General features: G+C 41.7%; 16 protein-coding genes. 1 reads left to right on the forward strand and 15 read right to left on the reverse strand.

Annotated elements, in window-relative coordinates; all coding sequences use genetic code 11:
- Nucleotides 1–222: 222 nt before the first annotated feature.
- The 11 genes from K6969_RS08475 to K6969_RS08525 all read right to left on the reverse strand — a co-directional run bounded on the left by K6969_RS08475 (nt 223) and on the right by K6969_RS08525 (nt 15,676).
- Complete coding sequence (locus tag K6969_RS08475) at nt 223–8,061, reverse strand: ZmpA/ZmpB/ZmpC family metallo-endopeptidase (protein WP_321537391.1); 7,839 nt, start codon at nt 8,059–8,061, stop codon at nt 223–225.
- Nucleotides 8,062–8,211: 150 nt separating this feature from the next.
- A complete protein-coding gene (locus tag K6969_RS08480) occupies nt 8,212–8,427 on the reverse strand; it encodes a YozE family protein (protein WP_009910192.1) in 216 nt (71 codons plus the stop codon).
- A 5-nt stretch (nt 8,428–8,432) separates the two neighbouring features.
- Nucleotides 8,433–8,888 (reverse strand): DUF1801 domain-containing protein, encoded by a 456-nt coding sequence (locus K6969_RS08485; protein WP_029173446.1) that lies wholly within the window; start codon nt 8,886–8,888, stop codon nt 8,433–8,435.
- Between the two features lie 9 nt (nt 8,889–8,897).
- A complete protein-coding gene (locus K6969_RS08490) occupies nt 8,898–9,818 on the reverse strand; it encodes a 2-dehydropantoate 2-reductase (protein ID WP_014735640.1) in 921 nt (306 codons plus the stop codon).
- 9 nt (nt 9,819–9,827) lie between these two features.
- Complete coding sequence (cvfB, locus tag K6969_RS08495; RefSeq protein WP_321537392.1) at nt 9,828–10,682, reverse strand: RNA-binding virulence regulatory protein CvfB; 855 nt, start codon at nt 10,680–10,682, stop codon at nt 9,828–9,830.
- A gap of 131 nt (nt 10,683–10,813) precedes the next feature.
- Nucleotides 10,814–11,371, reverse strand: a complete 558-nt coding sequence (gene frr / locus K6969_RS08500; RefSeq protein ID WP_024378191.1) for a ribosome recycling factor — start codon at nt 11,369–11,371, stop codon at nt 10,814–10,816.
- Nucleotides 11,372–11,505: 134 nt separating this feature from the next.
- A complete protein-coding gene (pyrH, locus tag K6969_RS08505; RefSeq protein ID WP_015445263.1) occupies nt 11,506–12,240 on the reverse strand; it encodes a UMP kinase in 735 nt (244 codons plus the stop codon).
- Nucleotides 12,241–12,406: 166 nt separating this feature from the next.
- Nucleotides 12,407–14,047 (reverse strand): polysaccharide biosynthesis protein, encoded by a 1,641-nt coding sequence (locus K6969_RS08510; protein WP_044777542.1) that lies wholly within the window; start codon nt 14,045–14,047, stop codon nt 12,407–12,409.
- A 247-nt stretch (nt 14,048–14,294) separates the two neighbouring features.
- The gene (gene yghU / locus K6969_RS08515) at nt 14,295–15,083 is read right to left on the reverse strand and encodes a glutathione-dependent disulfide-bond oxidoreductase (RefSeq protein WP_044690118.1); all 789 of its coding nucleotides are present in this window, start codon (nt 15,081–15,083) and stop codon (nt 14,295–14,297) included.
- Entirely contained in the window at nt 15,083–15,379 is a 297-nt protein-coding gene (locus K6969_RS08520; protein ID WP_024377000.1) for a hypothetical protein, read from the reverse strand. The genes yghU and K6969_RS08520 overlap by 1 nt, the downstream gene beginning before the upstream one ends.
- 9 nt (nt 15,380–15,388) lie before the next feature.
- The gene (locus tag K6969_RS08525; RefSeq protein WP_024376999.1) at nt 15,389–15,676 is read right to left on the reverse strand and encodes a bacteriocin immunity protein; all 288 of its coding nucleotides are present in this window, start codon (nt 15,674–15,676) and stop codon (nt 15,389–15,391) included.
- Nucleotides 15,677–15,852: 176 nt separating this feature from the next.
- Here K6969_RS08525 and K6969_RS08530 point away from each other — a divergent pair, with 176 nt between their 5' ends.
- Nucleotides 15,853–16,974, forward strand: a complete 1,122-nt coding sequence (locus K6969_RS08530; RefSeq protein WP_015445098.1) for an IS110 family transposase — start codon at nt 15,853–15,855, stop codon at nt 16,972–16,974.
- Between the two features lie 452 nt (nt 16,975–17,426).
- Here K6969_RS08530 and K6969_RS08535 read toward each other — a convergent pair whose 3' ends face one another.
- From K6969_RS08535 to K6969_RS08550, 4 genes are read right to left on the reverse strand one after another with little or no spacing between them, the layout of a single operon-like run.
- Nucleotides 17,427–18,779: an IS66-like element short variant transposase gene (locus K6969_RS08535; protein ID WP_321537393.1), complete on the reverse strand. Its 1,353-nt coding sequence runs from the start codon at nt 18,777–18,779 to the stop codon at nt 17,427–17,429.
- Nucleotides 18,733–18,939, reverse strand: coding sequence for a transposase (locus K6969_RS08540; protein ID WP_029178852.1), 207 nt, complete (start codon nt 18,937–18,939; stop codon nt 18,733–18,735). The genes K6969_RS08535 and K6969_RS08540 overlap by 47 nt, the downstream gene beginning before the upstream one ends.
- Nucleotides 18,940–18,989: 50 nt before the next feature.
- Nucleotides 18,990–19,340 (reverse strand): IS66 family insertion sequence element accessory protein TnpB, encoded by a 351-nt coding sequence (gene tnpB, locus K6969_RS08545; protein WP_029188189.1) that lies wholly within the window; start codon nt 19,338–19,340, stop codon nt 18,990–18,992.
- On the reverse strand, nt 19,321–19,506 hold the full coding sequence (locus K6969_RS08550; protein WP_029188188.1) for a hypothetical protein: 186 nt from the start codon (nt 19,504–19,506) through the stop codon (nt 19,321–19,323). The genes tnpB and K6969_RS08550 overlap by 20 nt, the downstream gene beginning before the upstream one ends.
- Nucleotides 19,507–19,788: the final 282 nt, after the last annotated feature.

Genomic DNA, 19,788 nt, shown 5'->3' on the forward strand with positions numbered 1-19,788 from the left:
ATAATTGATATCTTTAAAAGGTGTTAACGTCTAGTATTTTAAAATCACTTTGATAAATCATCCCATTGAACTGAGGCTACTCTACTATATCTGAAATCTAATCCATTCGACAATAAACTAAACACCGCACTATCAAAGTGGAAAAACAGTGAACAAACCTGCCCACTGTTTTCCTGAAAAACTAGCTGACTAGTATTTCTTAATGACTACACTATATAGCCATTAGGGATTTGTCACATAGATAGACTCCCTGAAGTCCTTGGTTTCGCGCAGATAGCCATTCAAAATAGCTGCTTTTAAGCTGTAGACGCGGGATTGAGTTTTATTATAACGAATTGTTGACGACAGATAATTACTACTACGTGCATCATGCTCAACAGCCGCTTTCATCAAATCACGTAGTTCACTAGCATTTACTGTACGTGTTCCTTCGTAGAAGTAACCCTCACCATTTGAAAGACTATTATTTATCAGCTCTACCGATTTCAATTTTTCCAAATTCTGTCTACGTTTTTCAAACATCGCTTTTCGGAATTCCGCACTATTTTTGTACTCTTTTTCTGAAATAAGCGAAATCAAGTCACTGTCATTCATACGACCGTTTGCATCAGCTTTTCCTAAACTTGCCTTATGCTGATTCGATAGATAAGGAACCATACCCTTTTCATAGCCATATTCTGCCAAAAGTTCAAAAGCAATCTTCCGTACTTCATACTCGTTACGACTGGTTCCATCGTTATTTAAAGAACCATAAATTGGATCAAATGCCCTAACTTCTAAATAAGCATTCGAATGATTATTGGAACCATAATCACCATAGTTATTATAACCACTCTCATACGGACGTCTGGACACCATTCCATCTTTAATCAATTGTTCCAGACTAGTAGGCACTTTAGCCACTGGGGCAACTGTGGAAGTATTTCCATCTCCAGTTGTCATCTGAGCAAACCAATTTTGTTTTGCAGAGTTATCTGATAGCCCAATAACAGCTTCAGCTTCCAAAAGATCCAAGGTATAGATAACATCTAAGTAGCCCTTCATATAGTCTTGCAAGTCTTGTGTGGATTTGAAACGTTCAGGAGTCTTATTGGTCAAACGTCTTCCGTAATTCCTTTCATCGTACTTACTGAAATCATAGATATTATTGATACCAAATCGATCTTGATTGTCCCAAGTGATGGATTCAAACAATCCACGCGCATAGACTTCGAAATCCAGACCTGTTCGCTTGCCATAGCCCAAAAGTAAGGTATTATCATCTCCGATATGGGTCATTTCATGGGTGTAAACCCGTGCGCCATCATCCATTATGGCATCATGACGGAAGAAGTAAATACCATCCATCCGTGTATCAGCATGAGCGCCTTTTGATTCATTTGGATAGACATAACCAAGTGGCAGGTAGAAGTGCTTCATGCCAGAATAATTCATACTGGTTAACTTATCTAGTGCCTTCCAATCATTATTTATATCTTTCGTATCCCATGTAATGGTTCTACGGAACATTTTTTCTTTATGTTCTTCTGGAAGAATATTGTAAAGATAGTCTGCATGGCCTGCCCACATCTTGGCGATTTCTTGGAAACGTTCTTCACTAACATTGCTGTTATTATCGTACATTCCAATCAAGGTATTGGCCATATCGGTCAAGATAAAGATGTCCTTACTTGGCATGGCTAGAAGTATCAAGGCCATTTCTTTGAACTTCCAGTTCTCTCCTGCCAGTTTTTCGTAAAATCCATTGTGGTGGACATCCTTGGTCGGATTGGTTTGTTTTTCTAGCACTTCCTTAATGGTAGATGGAGTTTCGATGATGGTAGCCTTGGTAGAAGACTTAAACCAGTCATTATTGGTCATCTTCGGTGCAAAGGCCTTCCGATATCCTTCAAGGTAGTCAAACAAATCGCCACCGATTGACTCCTTGGCAATCACTTGACTTGCAAGCGCATAGTTGTTCTTCGGTTTCAACATCTCTGCTCCCATGCTACCGATACGGATGAGTTGGTCCAGAGAATTGACATTCTGACCAAAGAAATCTGCCTTCTTCATCATCAAGTTCTTAGCCTTGAAGTCGCCAAACTGAATATTGTACCAACGATTCATGTAGGCTAATCCGAGTAGAAGCTGTGCCTTGTTTTTACTGATATGGGATTTTAGAAAATGATTGGCAGTCGAACTATCCAATCCCACTAAATTGTAGTTTGAAATCAATTCGGACAAATGTGCCTGCAGGTTCGATTTGACATTCTCAAACGATTCCTTGAGGAAGAGCCATTCTTTATCCCTCGAATATGGATTACCATTGAGACCAAGTGCATCTTGTACAGCCGAAGAATCAAAGGTAATACCTTCAAATTCCGAAATCAAGCTACCTAGGAGTTTCTTGTATTCAAAGTCATTTGCCATGACGTCTGGAGTATAGCTGATATTCTTGTCTAATATCAGGTATTCCGTAACAGCGCCTCTACTCATGTCTTTTTTCTTCACCAAGTATTGGTATTTGACTGTTCCGTCATCGAAGTGTAAAAGCAATCCGTTTATCTTATCACGATTTGGTAGATCTTGATTATTTTTTCCAGTGCTGGTGCCTAGAATATCTAGGAATGGTACTTTATCCACTAATGGAACGACATCTAGTAATTTCTTAGTCACCAATTCGTCATCTTTTTCCAATCGATTTCCGTACTGGATAATCACATCTCTTGTGAAGAACGGAAGAAGTTTTTCCATGTTTTCGTAGGCTTGCTTGCGCTCTGCCAAAGCAAATTGAGCCGTAGCATAATCAATGTCAAAGGCATTCTTCTGGCGTAATTTCCACGCTGCTTCTTTTTCAGACGGAAGGATAGACCATGCCTTGAGTTCTTCTTCAGCTCCATCTGCATCTATTTCTGTGATAGATGCAGATGGATTATTTTCACCAACTGCTTTCCCCGTCACAATCCGTATATCGCTAAATGGTTGCAAGTTTTCTTCCACTCTACCATATACTTTATGGCCATTGACCACATGGACTGCAGCAATGTTATCACGAAGCTGGATACTGTTATCCTGGCTATTCCCTTTTAATATCGCTCCAACTAAGCCACCAACTTCCGTATCCTTGGTTTTCGTGGTAGCGATACTTCCTGTCGCAAAGCTCGAAAGGATTTGTGTATTGGCATTTTCCATTTGACCAACCAAGCCACCAGCTTTCACATTCGAAGAGACAGCTGAAATGGTCGCATCTACATAGCCCTTTTCAATCTTACCGCCACCGAGCCAGCCAGCGATACCGCCAATCATATTATTATCTACATTCTTAAGACCGGCAATTTCACCATTGAAACTAATGTTTGTCATGTTCGTCTGGTAGGCTTCTCCGATTAGACCACCTATTTTATTCTCTGCAAATACGTGACCTTGGGCATGAACATTGGTAATTGTTGCATTATCTGACTGTTTGGCTAAAGCACCGACTTTCGTTTCCTTCGGCAGTTGAATATCTACTGCTTTCAGGTTCAAATCAGATACATTCCCTCGTAAATCATTAAATAACGGAACTTTCAGGTCGTGAATGGTGAAACCGTTTCCTTTGAGAGTGCCACCAAATTGCCCTGAAAGATACGAGGTTGCAGAGGCTGACAAATCAACCTCAGAAGCCGTCAAATCCTGTTTCAATTCAAAAGTACCATATGGTTGATTTCTCATCGCTTCGAGTAGTTTGCTAAAGGTACTGTAATTCTCCCTCGATTCTCTCGGTAAATAAACCGTCACTATATCATGATAGCTGCTTGTTTTTAGAGTTTTTTCCTCTGGATTGGTAAATCTAGCCTGCAATTTGAAGTGGGTCACATTATCAAGGCTCGTTTTTTCGATTTTCGCAACTGGTAACAGAACATCCTTATGCTCATCTGACTTCAGTTTGATGAAATAATTTTGAACATCATTCGGATCTACTTTAATCGCAACTTTTCTAACCAATCTACCGTCTTCGTTCTTCCACACCTCCACCTCATCAATATTCTTGATTTCAAAGTGGCGTTCTTCAAAGTCTACATGGACTTCATCATGGATACGCTCAGTACGTTCAACATTTTTGCTATCTGTATACACCAAATCCGTCCGAACGAAATAGTCAACGTTTGGCAAGAGGTTTCTAAAGCGAACTTCAAATTTTCCTTGATTTAATGACTCTTTATTCAGTTCCGTTGACTCAATCTCTTTATCGTTTACATAAAGTTTTGCTACAGCTTTTTTAAATGATTTTTTTGTATCTTTTAATTCGTATGTCACTTTAGAAGAACGAACATGCTTCATCAGATGGTAGTGTGGCTCATTCTTCACCACCCTCAACAAAGGCTTATTCACATCCTCAACCGTTTCTTCAGTTGTTTCCTCTGGTTTTTTCGGAGAAACTGGTTCCGTTTCGGATATATTAGGTTGCTCTGGCTCTGGAACAATCGTGGTTCCCGAATCCGTTGAACTTGGTTTTTCAGCCGGTTCAGTAGGTGCTTCACAGGTCCCACCATCAGTATTATCAGGAACGATTGGGCAAGAGCCTTCATTTTCTACTGGTGGTGTAACTGGTTGTTCTGGTTCCTTGGCACCAATTTCAACCTCTCTTGCACGACCTGCTATCTCAGAAACGAGAACTTCTTGAAGAGCAGTGAGCTGACCTGTGTCAGGATTTACAGTATAGCTTGTTCGATAAAGTCTGATTGTTGGACTACCAGCATAAATAACAGTTTCTGTGTCTTTTGCTAGGTTGGCATTTTGTCTTCTAATCTCTGGAAGTTCAATCCGCTCTGTTCGTTCTACAGGCTGAGTTCCAACCTGAATAATCTGTTCCTGACCAGAATCTGTCACACGGCCAGTATCACGAACACCTTGGGTTGATCCAGTTCTTGGATCAACACGATAGGTTGTTGTATAAATTGTGATTTCTGGACGACCTTGCTGGCTAATATATTGCTGACCATAGGCACGAGTGATATCCGCCTCGTAACGAGTTGGTAGGACACGAGAAGTAGTTTCTGTCGTTGGACGTGTTCCAACCTGAACAATTTCCTGTCTAGCAGAGCGAGTGACTTGGCTAGTCTCTGCCTGCTCCGTCACCGTTCCTGTCTCGGTATTGAGGACATAGTTTTTAGTATAGGTTGTTTCCTGCTTGATGCCAGATTGCTTAGTAAACTGCTCGTTCAAACTTCTGTTTGGATCCGCTTCGTAGACACGAGTGAAATCTGTCTCTACACGGCGGACAGCTGGTTTGGTTCCGACTTTAATAATGCGATTTTGAACAGCTTTAACAACTTCACTTACCCGAGAAGGTTCACCGACTTCTTGGTCACGGACATAGCGACGAGTGGTGGTTATGCGTTCCACACCATTGCTACCGACTTGTAGCTCTTCTCGTTGCGGATATGGTAATGTAGAATCTGCTCGATATTCTGTCTTAAACGCAATGTCTCGACTATCAACAGTCTCCACAGTTCGATCCACAGCTTTCGTACCAACTTGTACAACCTGTGTCACTGCAGCAATCTCTTGAATCTGAGGCTGACTTGCACTGGTCTCGCCAGTTCTTGGATTCAAGGTATAATGTACTGTCGTAATTTCTTCCCCAGCTCTTCCAGGTCGGACAATCACACGCTCACCAACATAGAGGGTTGAATTAGGGATTGTTTCTTCTGTAAATGGCAATGCTTTCTTAGTAATAGTCGGCTTAGTACCTACACTGATCCTTCGAACTTGACCTGGATGACTAACCGTTCCTGGCAGTTGAATCGGCATCACCTGACCACTATTGGTATCCAAATTATAGACAGTTCGGTAGATTGTTTCCTTGGCATGGCCTTCTTGAAGAACCGTTTGAACATTCCGTTCCTTGTCTGGTGCCGGTACATACTCCGTCACAGGTTCTTCTTGTTCAATCCGAATCTGTGGTTTCGTACCCACTTCAATAATCTCATCTTGAACAGGGCTAACTGACACAGTCCGACTAGAAAGAAGTTGTCCCTCTACACCTTTGATAGTCTGGTAGGCTGAAATGACCTTTTCTTGACCACTTTGACCTGGCTGCTTGGTTCTGGTCTGACCGTATTCTAGTTGGTCATTACTCTCATATCGTCTTGCAAAATCAATGGTGCGAAGGCTTTCTTTTTCTACCTGCCCTTCAATAGGCTTGGTACCGACACGTACCACTTGTTCTTTAGCTGGTTTGACAATTTCTTCATTGACAAGCTGACCATTTTCCTTATGGAGACGTTTTAATCCCTGTTCACCAGTAACTTCAATCTGACGGTAGTCGGTGTATTGTTCTGGGTCTGAAATCACACGCTCGGTAAAATCAATGACAATCTCTTCTGTAGTCGTTTCTGGACGGTTGACACCCTTATATGTTATCTCAGCCTCTGCTTGCTCCAGTACTTCCGTCTTCAGTAAGGTTTCAACACCCTCAATGACTGCATAGGTATGTAGACGCTTCCCATTTTTACCAGCTACTACCTCAACCTTTCCAGGAGGCCAATCAGCTCGAAGAACTTCTTTTCTTTCGAATGCGATTTCCTCTTCTTGAGTCCGAATAATCGCCCTTGGAAGTTCTAACTTCTCCGGTGCCACATATTTCTCATCTCGTCTGGTGCCGATGTAGGTTCGTTTTGGAATAGAAGGAGTTTCTTCACGACTAATCTCATTACGGGCTACAATTTGACCAGCAACCAAAACTTCTTGATAGGAAATACGGAGGCTGCCTGCTTGACCCTCTTCAACGCGACTCTGACCAATCGCCAACTCATCTGTTTCTATCTGTTCTTCGGGGATTTCTAAAGCAATCTCTTCCACCTTGTCCTGAACTTGAAAATCAATGGTCGGTAAGTGATGGATCGGCGCTTCTGTTGGAATAGTCGTAATCAGCTTTTCTTCAACGGCTGCCTCTGTTGGCTGGACAGGTTCTTCAGGAGAATCGGTTTCTGTGACCTCACCTTCCACAACCTGACCTGTACCGATGTAGACTTTTCTTGGTGTAGAAGGGATTTCCTCGCGACTAATCTCCTTACGAGCTATAACTTGACCATCAACCAGAACTTCCTGATAGGAAATACGGAGGCTACCTGCTTGACCCTCTTCCACTCGGCTTTGACCAAGTGGTAACTGATTGGTCTCTATCTGCTCTTCGGGGATTTCTAAAGCAATCTCTTCCACCTTGTCCTGAACTTGAAAATCACTGGTCGGCAAGAGATGGCTCGGTGCTTCTGTTGGAATAGTCGTAATCAGCTTTTCTTCAACGGCTGCCTCTGTTGGCTGGGCTGCTTGGTCCTGACTTTCCTCAGCTTTACCAGTTTGTTCAGTTTTATCAGCTTGCTCAACTATCGGTTGGCTTGCTTGGTCTGGTTTGCCACTTACTTCCCCAGTTGAGATTTGCTTGTCTATTTCTGCAGTTTCTGGACTGGTCTTTGACTCCTCCAGCTGATTAGAAGTGGACAAACTTGTTTTCTCATCCCTAGCCTGACTCTTCACCTCTGACTTTTCTTCAATGAAATACCCCACAAAGTCATAGCTATCCAATCGCAACTTCCCATCCGGCAAGGAATCCCCTGGACGAATGGTGAGGGTCTGATTGTAAGCAGCCAGTGCTGAACTTTGAACTGCTCCTACTTCCAAAACAGGTAGAGCCAGACCACTAGTTGTCACATAAAGCATGGTCAAGACACGCGCCTTCTTAGACTTGGTCGCAGAAACAGCTAAAACCAAGAAACCTAGTCCTAGGACAGCCAAACCTGAACCAGCTAGCTCACCCGTTGCAGGAAGAACTTTCTTAGAGGGACGATAAACTACAAAATAGGTCGCTTCTTCCTTCAATTCAGCTGGTAGGCTAGACTGAATCAACTGTCGCTCCTCTGCCGATAATTCCGCCTCTAAAACATATTCGAAACGAATCTGGCTAGGACTTACTGTCGAAGCTGAAACTTCTTGAGATTGGATACCAAATAGTAGGCTAGTACCCACACACAGGGAAACAAGACCGATGGTCAGCTTTCTGAAAGAAAACGCTTTCCTCTGTTCGTAAAAAAATTTGTGCATATGATCTCCTTTCATTTCTCTTGCATCAAATGCTACCTTCTCCTGTTATTATATCAAAAAACGAACAATTCTTCCATCATTTATCGGTGATATTCATACAAATAAAAAAAGCAAAATACAAATATGTATTTGCTTTATCTTCTTTTGTCATCAATGTCCCAAATAATCTTCCCAAATCGCATCAAAATCAGACATGGAAAAGGCAAAGCTGGCCGATTCCTCCAAAAAACGACTGACTTCATCAAAATTATCTGATTGCTTAGGAAAATCAGACTCATCAAAGGCATAATCTGCCAAGATAGCTACTGGTTCATTACTTTTCGGGTTGCGTTGGGTCATCAACCAAGAATAAAAACTTCTTCTCACTACATCTACTTTCTATGATTTTTTTCGTAGAGCTCTATATAGCGCTCCATAGACATCTTACTAACCAATTCCCCAATCAATTCATAAGGAATATTCTTGGGATTTTTCATACGAACACAGGACTTGCCCATATCCAGTTTGCTAGGCACCTGTGCTTGATAAGCAGCAACGAACCAATCATTTAATTCTTGGTCCATATAAATTCCCATGTGGTAGAGGGCGATGTGTGCCTTTTGTGATGCCAAGGCAAGGAAAGGCAGGGGCTCTCCCGGTGTGCAATGATAACCATCAGGGTAGGCAGCAAGCGGCACATAATAGTTAATCATACCTCCCAAGATTCCTACTTCAAAACCAGCTGGTAACTGTTCCACAATCACTTGATGGAGCCGTTCAACCGCTTCCTTCCGATTTTCAGGCAAGGCAGCCATATATTCTTCAATCGTTTCCACTTCAATCAGCATGACTTTCTCCTATCTCAACCCCAGCATACTTTCCTTGGCATGAATCATATCTGTTATCATCTGACAGTATGGTGTTGGAATACCTGCACGTTTGCCTTTGAATACAACTGCTCCATTCAGATAATCAATTTCTGTCTTTCGACCATGTTGGACCAAATCCTGGTGCATAGATGGATAGTGATTGGAAGCCTTCTTCGAGGCATCAATAACATATTTCCAAATAGCTTCTTCGTCAATTCCATCTGCCTCAGACTTGGCAACGGCGATAAATTCCTTGAAAATCCCCTGTACTAGATTCAGTCCAGCCTCCGTACCAAATAATTCACCAATTGTACAGTCTAAAATGGTACAAGTTGGATTCATCACACCATTGACACAGGCTTTCTGCCAAATGGCACTGACAACATGATTGTCATAGGTCACATTTAGTCCAGCTTCATTCAGCATTTCAATAATATCCGCAACTGATTGCTCATCACCAAGAATATGCTGAACGGAGATAGAACCCGGACCTTCTAAGTGAGCATGTCCAGGACCCTTTAGTCCCGCCAACCACATGGTCACCCCAACCATAATACTTTCATCTGGCACGTACCGACGCATGGTCGTCGCATGCCCCAAACCATTCAAGAGACTCAAAACCTTGGTAGTTGGACCGATAATCGGTTTAATATCCCGCAACATCTTTGGCAACTGATCAGCCTTTGTCAATAGAATGATAAAATCTGCTTCTCTCATTGCTTCGGCCGGTTTCATGATGGGTAAATGTACAGTTTCCTCTACATCTCCAGTCACTTTCAAGCCGTTTTCTCGAATTACCTCGATATGCTCTTCCCAATTATCCAGCAAAATCACTTCATGATTTGTCTTAGACAATTGATAACCAAAACGACACCCCATTGCCCCACTACCAGCAATATATACTAGCATAAACGCCCCCTAAACCAACTCTGTTCCAAAAGAATCCTGTTTAATTTTTCCAGCCTTCATCAAACCACCAAGAGCTTTTTTGAATTGCCCTTTGGAAATACCAAAGGTGGCCTTGATGTCTTCCGGAGCAGACTTATCGTTCAAGGTCATGAAACCTCCATTGCTTTCCAGATAAGTCAATATCATCTGGGCATCATTTTCCAGCATCTCAAATGAACGTGGCTTGAGAGACAAGTTCAAGGTCCGATCAACTGCACGGTAGCCGATGACACGCGCCTCCAAAACCTGACCCAAACGTGGTTCCGCGAAGCGTTCGCTCGGATGGATAAAACCAAGCATGTTGTTGTCTGGCAAATAAACAAAAGTACCATTCATTTTCAAACGATAGACAATCGCTCGCAGATTTTGGTTTTGCATATTGTCATAAGCAGGTCCAGCCATTTTCTGAAAATCTTCCTGAAAAGCTGGCAGAGCCCAAATGCGATCCTTCTTATCGACGTCTAATTTGACGTACAACTGATCCCCTTTCTTCGGCCAGAGTTCCTTGATTTCAGGCAAAATGTCCAAGGAAACAACCACTTGCTTGTCTGGCAGACCTGTATCCACAAAGACACCCAAATCCTTACGTACCTCTGTGACAGTTCCCCAACCAAAGCCGGTACGACTCGCTCCAACTTCCTTAGTTGTCAAACGGAGTTTTTGTTTCATATCCGTATAGGCAAATCCCTTAACAGATTGACCTAGACTATGTTCTCCTTCATCCTTAGAAAGAGCAAAGGTTCTACCCTCTTTTTGGACAAAGTAAAACTGATCGTTTTCGTCAGTCACTAAACCAACGATATACCGTGCTAATAAATCATTCATGATTTTCTTCTTTCTGATTAAAAAGTGGGGGAAGTCTTGTCTAACTCCCCCCATTAGATTTCTTATTGGTTCACCACTGGAAGTTAGACAGCCCAGTGATGATCTGTTTTTGTAGCCTAAAAACTTATTGATTAAACTTCCAACAATTCTTTTTCTTTGTCGGCAGTCATTTTATCAATTGTCTTGATAGCATCATCTGTTACTTTTTGAATATCTTTTTCAAGCGTCTTCAACTCGTCTTCTGTGATTTCTTTTGCTTTTTCAGCTTTTTTAGCTTCATCCATGGCATCACGACGGATATTACGGATGGCAACTTTTGAATTTTCACCGACTTTTTTCACATCCTTCGCCAAGTTCTTACGAGTTTCCTCTGTAAGGGCAGGAATAACCAAACGGATAACAGTACCGTCAGATTGCGGTGTCAAACCAAGATCTGAAGAGTTCAAAGCACGCTCAATATCCTTCAAGATTGACTTATCAAACGGAGTAATCAATAGAACACGCGCTTCTGGCACTGTAATACCAGCCAACTGGTTCAATGGCGTTGGAGAACCGTAGTACTCAACTGAAATACGGTCCAACAAACTAGCATTGGCACGGCCAGCACGAATGTGGCTGAATTCACGTGCCAAACTCTGATGAGATTGGTTCATGCGCTCTTGCGCTTTAGCAATAATTTCTTTAGACATAAGACTTCCTTCTTTGTATTTTTTTACAGTCTTTTAGTTTACTTTTAGCACTAGGCAACGAGCCACAGGCATAACCGAAGTTAGGCAAGGCGAATTAACGAAGTAATAAAAGAAAAACTAAATGACAATATGATTTATTTTTCTTCTGAAGAATTTGAAACGGTAGTACCGATTGGCTCACCGAAGACAACTCGTTTAATATTTCCTGGTTCATTCATATTGAACACGACCAAATCAATATCATTGTCCATTGAGAGAGTTGATGCTGTCGCATCCATGATTTTCAAACCACGACTAATCACTTCACGGTGGGTCAATTCATTGAATTTAACTGCATTAGCATCTTTCTTCGGATCAGCATTGTAGACGCCATCCACACCATTTTTAGCCATCAAAATCGCATCCGCTTCAATTTCTGCAGCACGAAGAGCCGCTGTCGTATCTGTTGAGAAGTACGGAGAACCAATACCAGCTCCAAAAATAACAATGCGACCTTTTTCAAGATGACGAAGAGCACGACCACGAATATAAGGCTCTGCAACTGACTGCATCGCAATCGCTGTCTGCACACGTGTATCCACACCAAGCTGTTTAAGGGAATCAGCCATTACAAGAGCATTCATAACAGTCCCCAACATGCCTGTATAGTCTGCTTGAACTCGATCCATACCCGCTTCAGCAGCAGGTTCTCCACGCCAAAGGTTACCACCACCAATAACAAGGGCAATCTGAATACCTGATTCTGCGACTTCCTGAATTTCCTTTGCCATTTCCTGAACAGTTTTAAGGTCAATACCGACACCACGTTCACCAGCCAAGGCCTCACCAGATAGTTTGATTAGAATACGTTCGTATTTAGGTTTCATCATCTCTCTCCTCTTTTTTATCCCTACTATTCTACCACAAAAACCGTTTTTTTTATACTGAAATCTCCAAGAAAAAAGGAAAATCCTCAACGAACTTTCCTTCTCATATTCTAAAACGCCTCTTTTTCCCAGCTTTTCAATAGTGGAAAATAGAGATTTTTAAAACAAACTAGCCTAGGCGCAATTTCCTCCGTAAACTCTGAGCCCGACTTCCAATTAAACGATCTAGCTGACGAGTTTTCAATGTCAAGATGACAAAGACAAGTATACCTGCTCCACCTGCAACAACCAAGTGGATAAAGCTAGATACATAGCCATTTGCTGGAAGGATAAGATTCAGGACAAATTCAATCCCCCATACAATGAGTCCCATTACGATAGAAATCCAACTAATGGTTGCAATATCTTTTATCACTAGTCTTTCATCAATATGCAGAACCTTGTCAATTCGTCTATAGAAGAGGTACAGCATAATTCCCAACCCAAATATCGTTGAGATAAAGCTACCATATACCTTAAAAATGTAGATCATTGGTACTTGTAAAACGATTTTCACGAGCATCCCAATCAAGAAATAATAAATGGCTCTTCTATTTTCAAATATCGCTTGAATGACCACACTAATGACAGAATATAGGCCCAGAGGTAAAATTAAAAATAAGTTCCAAATAAATAGAGTAATGGCGATAGACTCTGACGGTCCGTAAAAAATCGTATAAAGTGGCCCAGCTAACAGGACTGTTCCAACAATTGCCGGTATAGTGAATATAAAGAGTAATTGTAGATTATCCGCCACTAAATGAGACGCCGCCTTCAAATCTTTCTTGACAAATTTCTCTGTAATCAATGGAATAGCAACACTTCCCAAACTCAGTGAAATCCCGATAATCATCATCGTAATCTTACTTGGATTGGCAGCCATATATGAATAAAGTTCCAAAAGTTCCGAATTGCTGTAATCCGTAATTCTTTCCATAACACGAATAAACGTGACTTGGTCAATAAACTGCAATAATTGAATCGTTAGACCTAAAATGATAATTGGAATCGCATCTCGAACAGTCTCCTTAATAAGTTGACCTGTATCCAAAGAAATCTTTTGTTTCTTAGCATGAAGTAACTTACCAAGGTAACCTTGTTTCCATAAAGTATAAACTAAAATCCCAACACTAGCAATCATCCCGACAAAAGCTGCAAAGGTAGATTGGACAACTGCTTCAAGATAGTCACCGCTACCCAACTTCATAATCATAAATGTTGCTGCCAGTATCCAGATAACCCGTACCAGCTGCTCTGCAAGCTGGCTGATAGCATAGGGCTTCATATCGTGCCGACCTTGGAAAAAACCACGCAAAATACTCATGGCTGGGAAGATAAAGAGAGGCGGGACTAGACTATACATGACTGGAAGTAACTTTTCCTTCGACCCCGATGCGTCTGCCAACCACGGAGCACTTAGATACATGACCCCTGCAAAGACAGCTCCAAAGACCAACATGAGCTTGAAGAATTCTCTGACCAAGTAAAGCGATACCTCTTCTTTACCCAAGACATTGTATTTAGCTACTTGTTTGGCAATTGCTGTCGGAAGACCAGCTGTTGAAATCAATAAGAAGTTGGCATAGATTTGATACCCCATACTAAAGAGGGCATTGGCTTCAGCTCGATATTCCCCTAACCAAATATACCAGGGAATAACATAGGCAACACCAAGCAGGCGACTAAGAATATTTCCAGCAGTCAACCAAGCCAAGCCTCTGGCCATTGTCGCCTGTTCTTTGGACTGCTGCATTTCAACTTTTTCGGACATTTTTCTATTACTTTCTATGTAAATATAAGACAGGAAAAACTCATACTCTTCGAAAATCAAAATCAGACGTTGTTGACTTGATTTGATGAACTTCAGTTCTATCTGCCTCTGCGTCGCCTAGTCTGATTTTGATTTTCATTGAGTATTAATTTCTATTTTTGGATTTTCACAAAGTCTAACCCTTTCATTATAAACTTTTATCATACCAAAGTAAAAGAAAAACCCACCCATAAGGTGGGCAAGTCAATCAATTATCAATTGAATGATATTTCACTGTCAACCCTCGTTGTACAGCTGGGCGCTGAGCTATTTTCTCTACCCAGGTCTTTAGATGCTTGTAAGAATCAACATCTAAAAATTCTGCTGAACCTGGATATAGTTCTCCTTGCACCAAGCGACCATACCAAGACCAAATAGCAATATCTGCGATGGTATAAGTGTTACCTGCTACATATTCTCTAGTCGCCAATAGCTGATCCAAGAGATCCAGCTGACGCTTAGTTTCCATTGTATAGCGATTAATCGGATATTCTTGCGCTGTCGGAGCGTAATGGAAGAAATGTCCAAATCCTCCACCAACAAATGGAGCGGCGCCAGTTTGCCAGAAGAGCCAGTTAAGAACCTCTGTCCGCTCTGCCCAAGCTTTTGGTAGGAAGGCGTCAAACTTTTCTGCCAAGTAGAGGAGAATATTGGCTGATTCAAAGACCGAAATCGGTTCTTGCTCGGAATAATCTACCATAGCTGGTATTTTGGAGTTGGGGTTGATGGTAACAAAATCGGAGCCAAATTGGTCTCCTTGACCGATATTGATGAGAAAGAGGTCATATTCAGCTTCGGAAATCCCGAGTTCCTTCAACTCTTCTAGCATAATAGCAACTTTAATACCGTTAGGTGTTCCCAAGGAATAAACTTGGAGGGGCTTGTCACCTTTTGGTAATTTATGTTCAAAGCGACTGCCTGCTGTTGGACGGTTGCCAGATCGGTTGTCATTTTCATCTTCCCACTTCCAAACCAGTGGTTTCGTGTATTCTGTCATTATTTTTCCTCCAAATCATCTATTCCTAGTACATAACGTCGATAGGTCACTTGTAATTCCTGGATATAGCGCCCCAATTCTACCAACTCCTTTGGCGCTCTCCAGGTCAAGCCGGTCAATTCAGCATTGACAAATACCGATAACTGATCGGCCAACAAGTAGAGATTGTCTGAATGGTCGAGTTTCTGGGCGAATTCAACAAGTTTCTCACGCAAAACGGGTGAAATAGTTTCTGGTGACAACTGATAAAGGGCTGATAAATGGGAATAAAATTCTTCACGATTGGCTTTTTTCATACGAAACTCCTATAAATTATCTAATCGGGCCATATACCGACTATGGCTAACCTGCAGTTCCTGGATATAAGAAGCTAAATCAAGCAACTCCTTTGGTGCTTTTCCAGCCTGCTCAAGTAATTCCCTATTCACATATGCAGAAAGCTGACTCGCCAACATATAGAGATTGTCTGAATGGTCAAGTTTCTGGGCAAATTCAACAAGTTTCTCACGCAAAACGGGCGAAATAACTTCTGGTGATAACTGATAAAGGGCTGATAAATGGGAGTAAAATTCTTTACGATTAGCTTTTTTCATAAAAAAACTCCTATATCCTTATTTTTAATATCAGTATATGGTATTTTCACAAGTCTGTCAATATATAGACAATATGTAAAGACCCCCAGTTGAGAATTCGTGGATTTACCTGTACACTAGAATAAAAAAACAATCAACTTCTAACAGGAATTACCACACTCAATTGGAGGTCTTATATGTTTCATTTTACCACACTTTTCATCGGAATGGATGTTCACAAAGAAAGTTTTTCACTCTGCTATTATGATATGATGGCGAATCAATTCAAACATAGCACTAAAGTTGGTCCAAATGTTAGCTATATTGTGAACTATGTGAATGAGCTTCGTCGTTTATATGGTCAAGATGCAGAAGTGTTATGTGGCTACGAAGCCGGATGTCTTGGATTTACCCTATATCACCAGCTACAAGCTCACGGGATTCCCTGTATCGTGATGGCGCCTACAACGGTGATGAAGGAAGGATCTAAGCGTGTTAAGACTGATAAAAAAGATGCAGCTCAGCTCGCAAAAGCTCTGGCCTTTCGTAGCTATCGGCCTGTTCATATTCCTACTGTTGAGGATGAACAAGTCAAAGAATATATCCGCATGAGAACAGACCACAAAGTGGCTCTGAAGAAAATCAAACAACAAATTCTTGCCTTCTGTCTCCGACATGATTTTCGCTATACCGAGGGAAGCAGTAATTGGACACAGAAACATGTCCGCTGGCTCCGTTCCCTAAATCCTGATGGACTTTATGCAGAGATTTTGACAGAATATCTATTGACCTATGAGAAATTAGTAGATCAAATAGAACGGTATGATGCACGAATTGAGCAACTGGGTCAAAGCGACAGTTACCAAGAGAAGGTCTCACGGCTTTCTTGCTTTATTGGCATTAAAACACTAACTGCTCTTTCCATTGTGACAGAAATCGGTGATTTTAATCGCTTTGCGACAGCTCAACATTTTGCTTCTTATCTTGGGCTAACTCCTAGCGAAAATTCTAGCGGCGACAAGGAGAGAAGAGGTGCTATCACCAAAGCTGGGAATAGCCATGTGAGACGACTTCTGATAGAAGCTGCACAATCATTGGCTAAGGGGACGATTGGGTATAAATCCAAAGAATTGAAAAGGAGACAAAGTGGAAACCGAGTGGAGGTGATTGCTTATGCGGATAAGGCTAATGAACGCTTAAGAAGACGTTATCGCACACTTGTTCTAGGAAAAAATAAGAAACAAAATGTTGCTAAAACAGCTATTGCACGAGAATTGTCTGGTTTTATTTGGGGGATGATGACAGGAAGAATAGCTTGAAGCTAGCGCTTGTTTTCATGTACACTTTTGACCATTAAGTTTTATCATCGCAGAGCGATGAGGAATCCCTATTTCTATCCAAAATCACTGGGTGAATTTGGACAGAAATAAGGATTGAAATCATGTTTGAATGGAAAGTATCTTGAAGGAGTTTAGGACTTCAAGGTTTGAGTCATCTACGAAACGACTAAGTGGCACAATTGTGATCCACGCTTATAGAGAGTAGGACTCGCGGCAGAACCATTGACCTGTAGGTAACCAATCCACGAATATCAGAGTGGCCAATGCCCGAAGCTAAGAACTAGGCTCTTTCTAGATACTTTTCATTTTTTTATCAGTTCGATTGTTTTTACTTGACAAAGGGCTTTACATATCAGTCATTTGAATGTAAGCGCCCAATAACAAGGTATATTGAAAAGGCTCCAAAGTCCTGTCGACTCTGGAACCTTTTTCTATTTACAAGCTCTCTTAATATTTTTATCCCATGGCAAATAGGCTTCTAAAACCTCCTTTTTTGCGAGCGACTCCTCATTAGGTAAGTGTTCTAGAAGATAGGTCATATATTTTTCTGCATCAAGTCCGTGTCGCTTAGCTGTTTCTAAAAGACTCAAAATGACAGCTGTCGACTTGGCTCCCTCAAAGCTCTGAGAAAAAAGCCAATTTTTTCTGCCCATCACCAAGGTCTTCATAGCCCTCTCAGCCATATTGTTGGACAGGACTAGGTCACCGTCCGAGAGAACGGCTCGGAAGGTGGTTTCGTATTTGAGGCTATACTCTATTGCAGTACCCAATTTGGAAGCTGGCAAGACAGCCTGTTCACGGCACCAATAAAAGAACTCGTCCATCAAGGGAGTTAACTCTGTCTGCCGTTTATGTAGCCGTTCCTCAGTAGACAGGTCAGCCCAGTCACTCTCCAAGGCAAACAGGCGGTCGCAATAGGCTAATCCCTTGGCTCCTAAAGAAGTATTATCTGTCTTCTTAGGAGTCGCCTCAAAAAATTTTCGTCTAACATGAGCCCAACAGCCAACGAGCTGAGCCTTGTCTAATTGACGATAAGCACTCCACATGTCACAATGAACGTAGCCCGCATAGTCCCCAAGAAACTCCTCCACAACTAAGCCGCTCCGTCGTTTGTCATGATGATAGAGGGTAATTCCATTTTTCTCATGTTTCCCAGACAAGAAAGTCCAGTAGTAGGTCAACTGGCTATCATTTTCTAAGACCTTGTAGGAAGTCTCATCCGCATGAAGAATAGGCTGCTCCAACAATTTCTCGTGCAACAGGTTATAAATCGGCTCGAAATAATACTGACTAGACTTGATGTGCCAGTTGGCTATTTCCTTCCGACTGATGGGCAGGCCAAGTTTATGCCAGTCCTCTTCCTGACGGTAATTGGGTACCTTCAGATTGAATTTCTGGTGAATGGTGTGAGCGATGATAGAGGCTGAACCCAAGCTGTGTGCCAAAGGTGCCTTAGGAACAGGAGCCTTGATAATCTTATCGCTTAGATTCTTCTGACTACATGCCTGACACTTGTATGCGTGTTGAACATGGTCAATCCGCTTTAATTGTGCAGGAATGAAGACCAACTCTTGTCGTTGAACAGTTGAGCCAATCTCTTTCAGCTGACCATGACAGTCTGGACAAGTGCAGTCTTCGCCCTGCAATTCGTGATGCACAATCTCTGGAGTGAACTGGCTGAAAATAGCCTGACGAACTCCCTTAGCTTTCTTGCGTTTATAGGTGATGGTCTCCGTTTCAACTGGGTAAGTCAGCTTCTTCTTCAGGGAGACTTTCCTCCCCAAACAAGCTCAGCTGACCTGGTTGATATACGACCTTCTCTGATGATTTTCCGTAGAGTTTCTGTCTCAGATAGTCAACCTGTTCTCGAAGGAGAGTGAGTTCATTAGCCATCATCTCTATCGTTTTTGACTGTGTTTCAATAATTTTTTCTAGTGATGACATAACCAATCTCCTTCTTTTTATCTCATTATACACAAAGAAAAGCCATGATTTCAATAGAAATCACGACTTTTTGAAACATTTATTTTTGGAATGATAGAAAATCCTTTCATGAGCCAGTCGACTTGCTCGGAAGTTAGAGCCTTGACCTCTTCTTCATTGTTTGGCCAGGTCAATTTCCCATTTTCAAAACGTTTATACAATAACCAAAATCCCTGTCCATCCCAATAAAGAGCTTTGAACCGGTCTTTTCGACCTCCGCAGAAGAGATAGACCTGACCGGAGAAGGGATCCAGGTTGAACTGACTTTTGATAAGATAGGCCAGGGAATCAATTCCCTGACGCATATCTGTTTTTCCACAGACCAAGTAAACTTGACCTAAATCACTGAGTTGGATGGTCATAGAACAGTACCTTATCTAAGATTGTTTCTAGTGTTTCTTGATTGATAGTGTGAAAGACTGTGAGCTCCACTTTTCCGAGACGAATTTTCATCATAATATCGTTTCTGCCTCGCTTCTCAAAGCGGCGAGATTGGGGAACAGTCAATGGAATGATGGGGTGTGACATAATAAATCCTCCAGTTTTGTTTTTCTAACAGTATACTGGAGGAGGGAGTGGGTGGATAGATACCTTGTTATTGGGCGGTTACGTATATTGAAAAAGGGGCGGTTACCATAAAGAAAGAGAGAACGAATTTCGTCCTCTCTAGGTGTTAGCTGACATCAACCCACTACGGTTGACAAAGAGCCGGAAAGTATTGCCAAATTGCGGCTATACTTTCCTTAAGGTATTTTACCCTATTCTTATTTCAGTCGAGTCTCACCAGTATTTCAATTTGCATCGGAGAGA

Source organism: Streptococcus suis, assembly GCF_019856455.1.
Classification (GTDB): domain Bacteria; phylum Bacillota; class Bacilli; order Lactobacillales; family Streptococcaceae; genus Streptococcus; species Streptococcus suis_AE.

What these genes read in the sequence shown, in the direction of transcription:
- yghU (WP_044690118.1), bottom strand. Translation starts at nt 15,083, where the DNA reads ATGACAGAATACACGAAACCACTGGTTTGGAAGTGGGAAGATGAAAAT.
- K6969_RS08520 (WP_024377000.1), bottom strand. Translation starts at nt 15,379, where the DNA reads ATGAAAAAAGCCAATCGTGAAGAATTTTATTCCCATTTATCAGCCCTT.
- K6969_RS08475 (WP_321537391.1), bottom strand. Translation starts at nt 8,061, where the DNA reads ATGCACAAATTTTTTTACGAACAGAGGAAAGCGTTTTCTTTCAGAAAG.
- K6969_RS08485 (WP_029173446.1), bottom strand. Translation starts at nt 8,888, where the DNA reads ATGCTGATTGAAGTGGAAACGATTGAAGAATATATGGCTGCCTTGCCT.
- K6969_RS08550 (WP_029188188.1), bottom strand. Translation starts at nt 19,506, where the DNA reads ATGTCACACCCCATCATTCCATTGACTGTTCCCCAATCTCGCCGCTTT.
- K6969_RS08510 (WP_044777542.1), bottom strand. Translation starts at nt 14,047, where the DNA reads ATGTCCGAAAAAGTTGAAATGCAGCAGTCCAAAGAACAGGCGACAATG.
- frr (WP_024378191.1), bottom strand. Translation starts at nt 11,371, where the DNA reads ATGTCTAAAGAAATTATTGCTAAAGCGCAAGAGCGCATGAACCAATCT.
- K6969_RS08530 (WP_015445098.1), top strand. Translation starts at nt 15,853, where the DNA reads ATGTTTCATTTTACCACACTTTTCATCGGAATGGATGTTCACAAAGAA.
- cvfB (WP_321537392.1), bottom strand. Translation starts at nt 10,682, where the DNA reads ATGAATGATTTATTAGCACGGTATATCGTTGGTTTAGTGACTGACGAA.
- K6969_RS08525 (WP_024376999.1), bottom strand. Translation starts at nt 15,676, where the DNA reads ATGAAAAAAGCTAATCGTAAAGAATTTTACTCCCATTTATCAGCCCTT.
- pyrH (WP_015445263.1), bottom strand. Translation starts at nt 12,240, where the DNA reads ATGATGAAACCTAAATACGAACGTATTCTAATCAAACTATCTGGTGAG.
- K6969_RS08540 (WP_029178852.1), bottom strand. Translation starts at nt 18,939, where the DNA reads ATGTCATCACTAGAAAAAATTATTGAAACACAGTCAAAAACGATAGAG.
- tnpB (WP_029188189.1), bottom strand. Translation starts at nt 19,340, where the DNA reads ATGACCATCCAACTCAGTGATTTAGGTCAAGTTTACTTGGTCTGTGGA.
- K6969_RS08490 (WP_014735640.1), bottom strand. Translation starts at nt 9,818, where the DNA reads ATGCTAGTATATATTGCTGGTAGTGGGGCAATGGGGTGTCGTTTTGGT.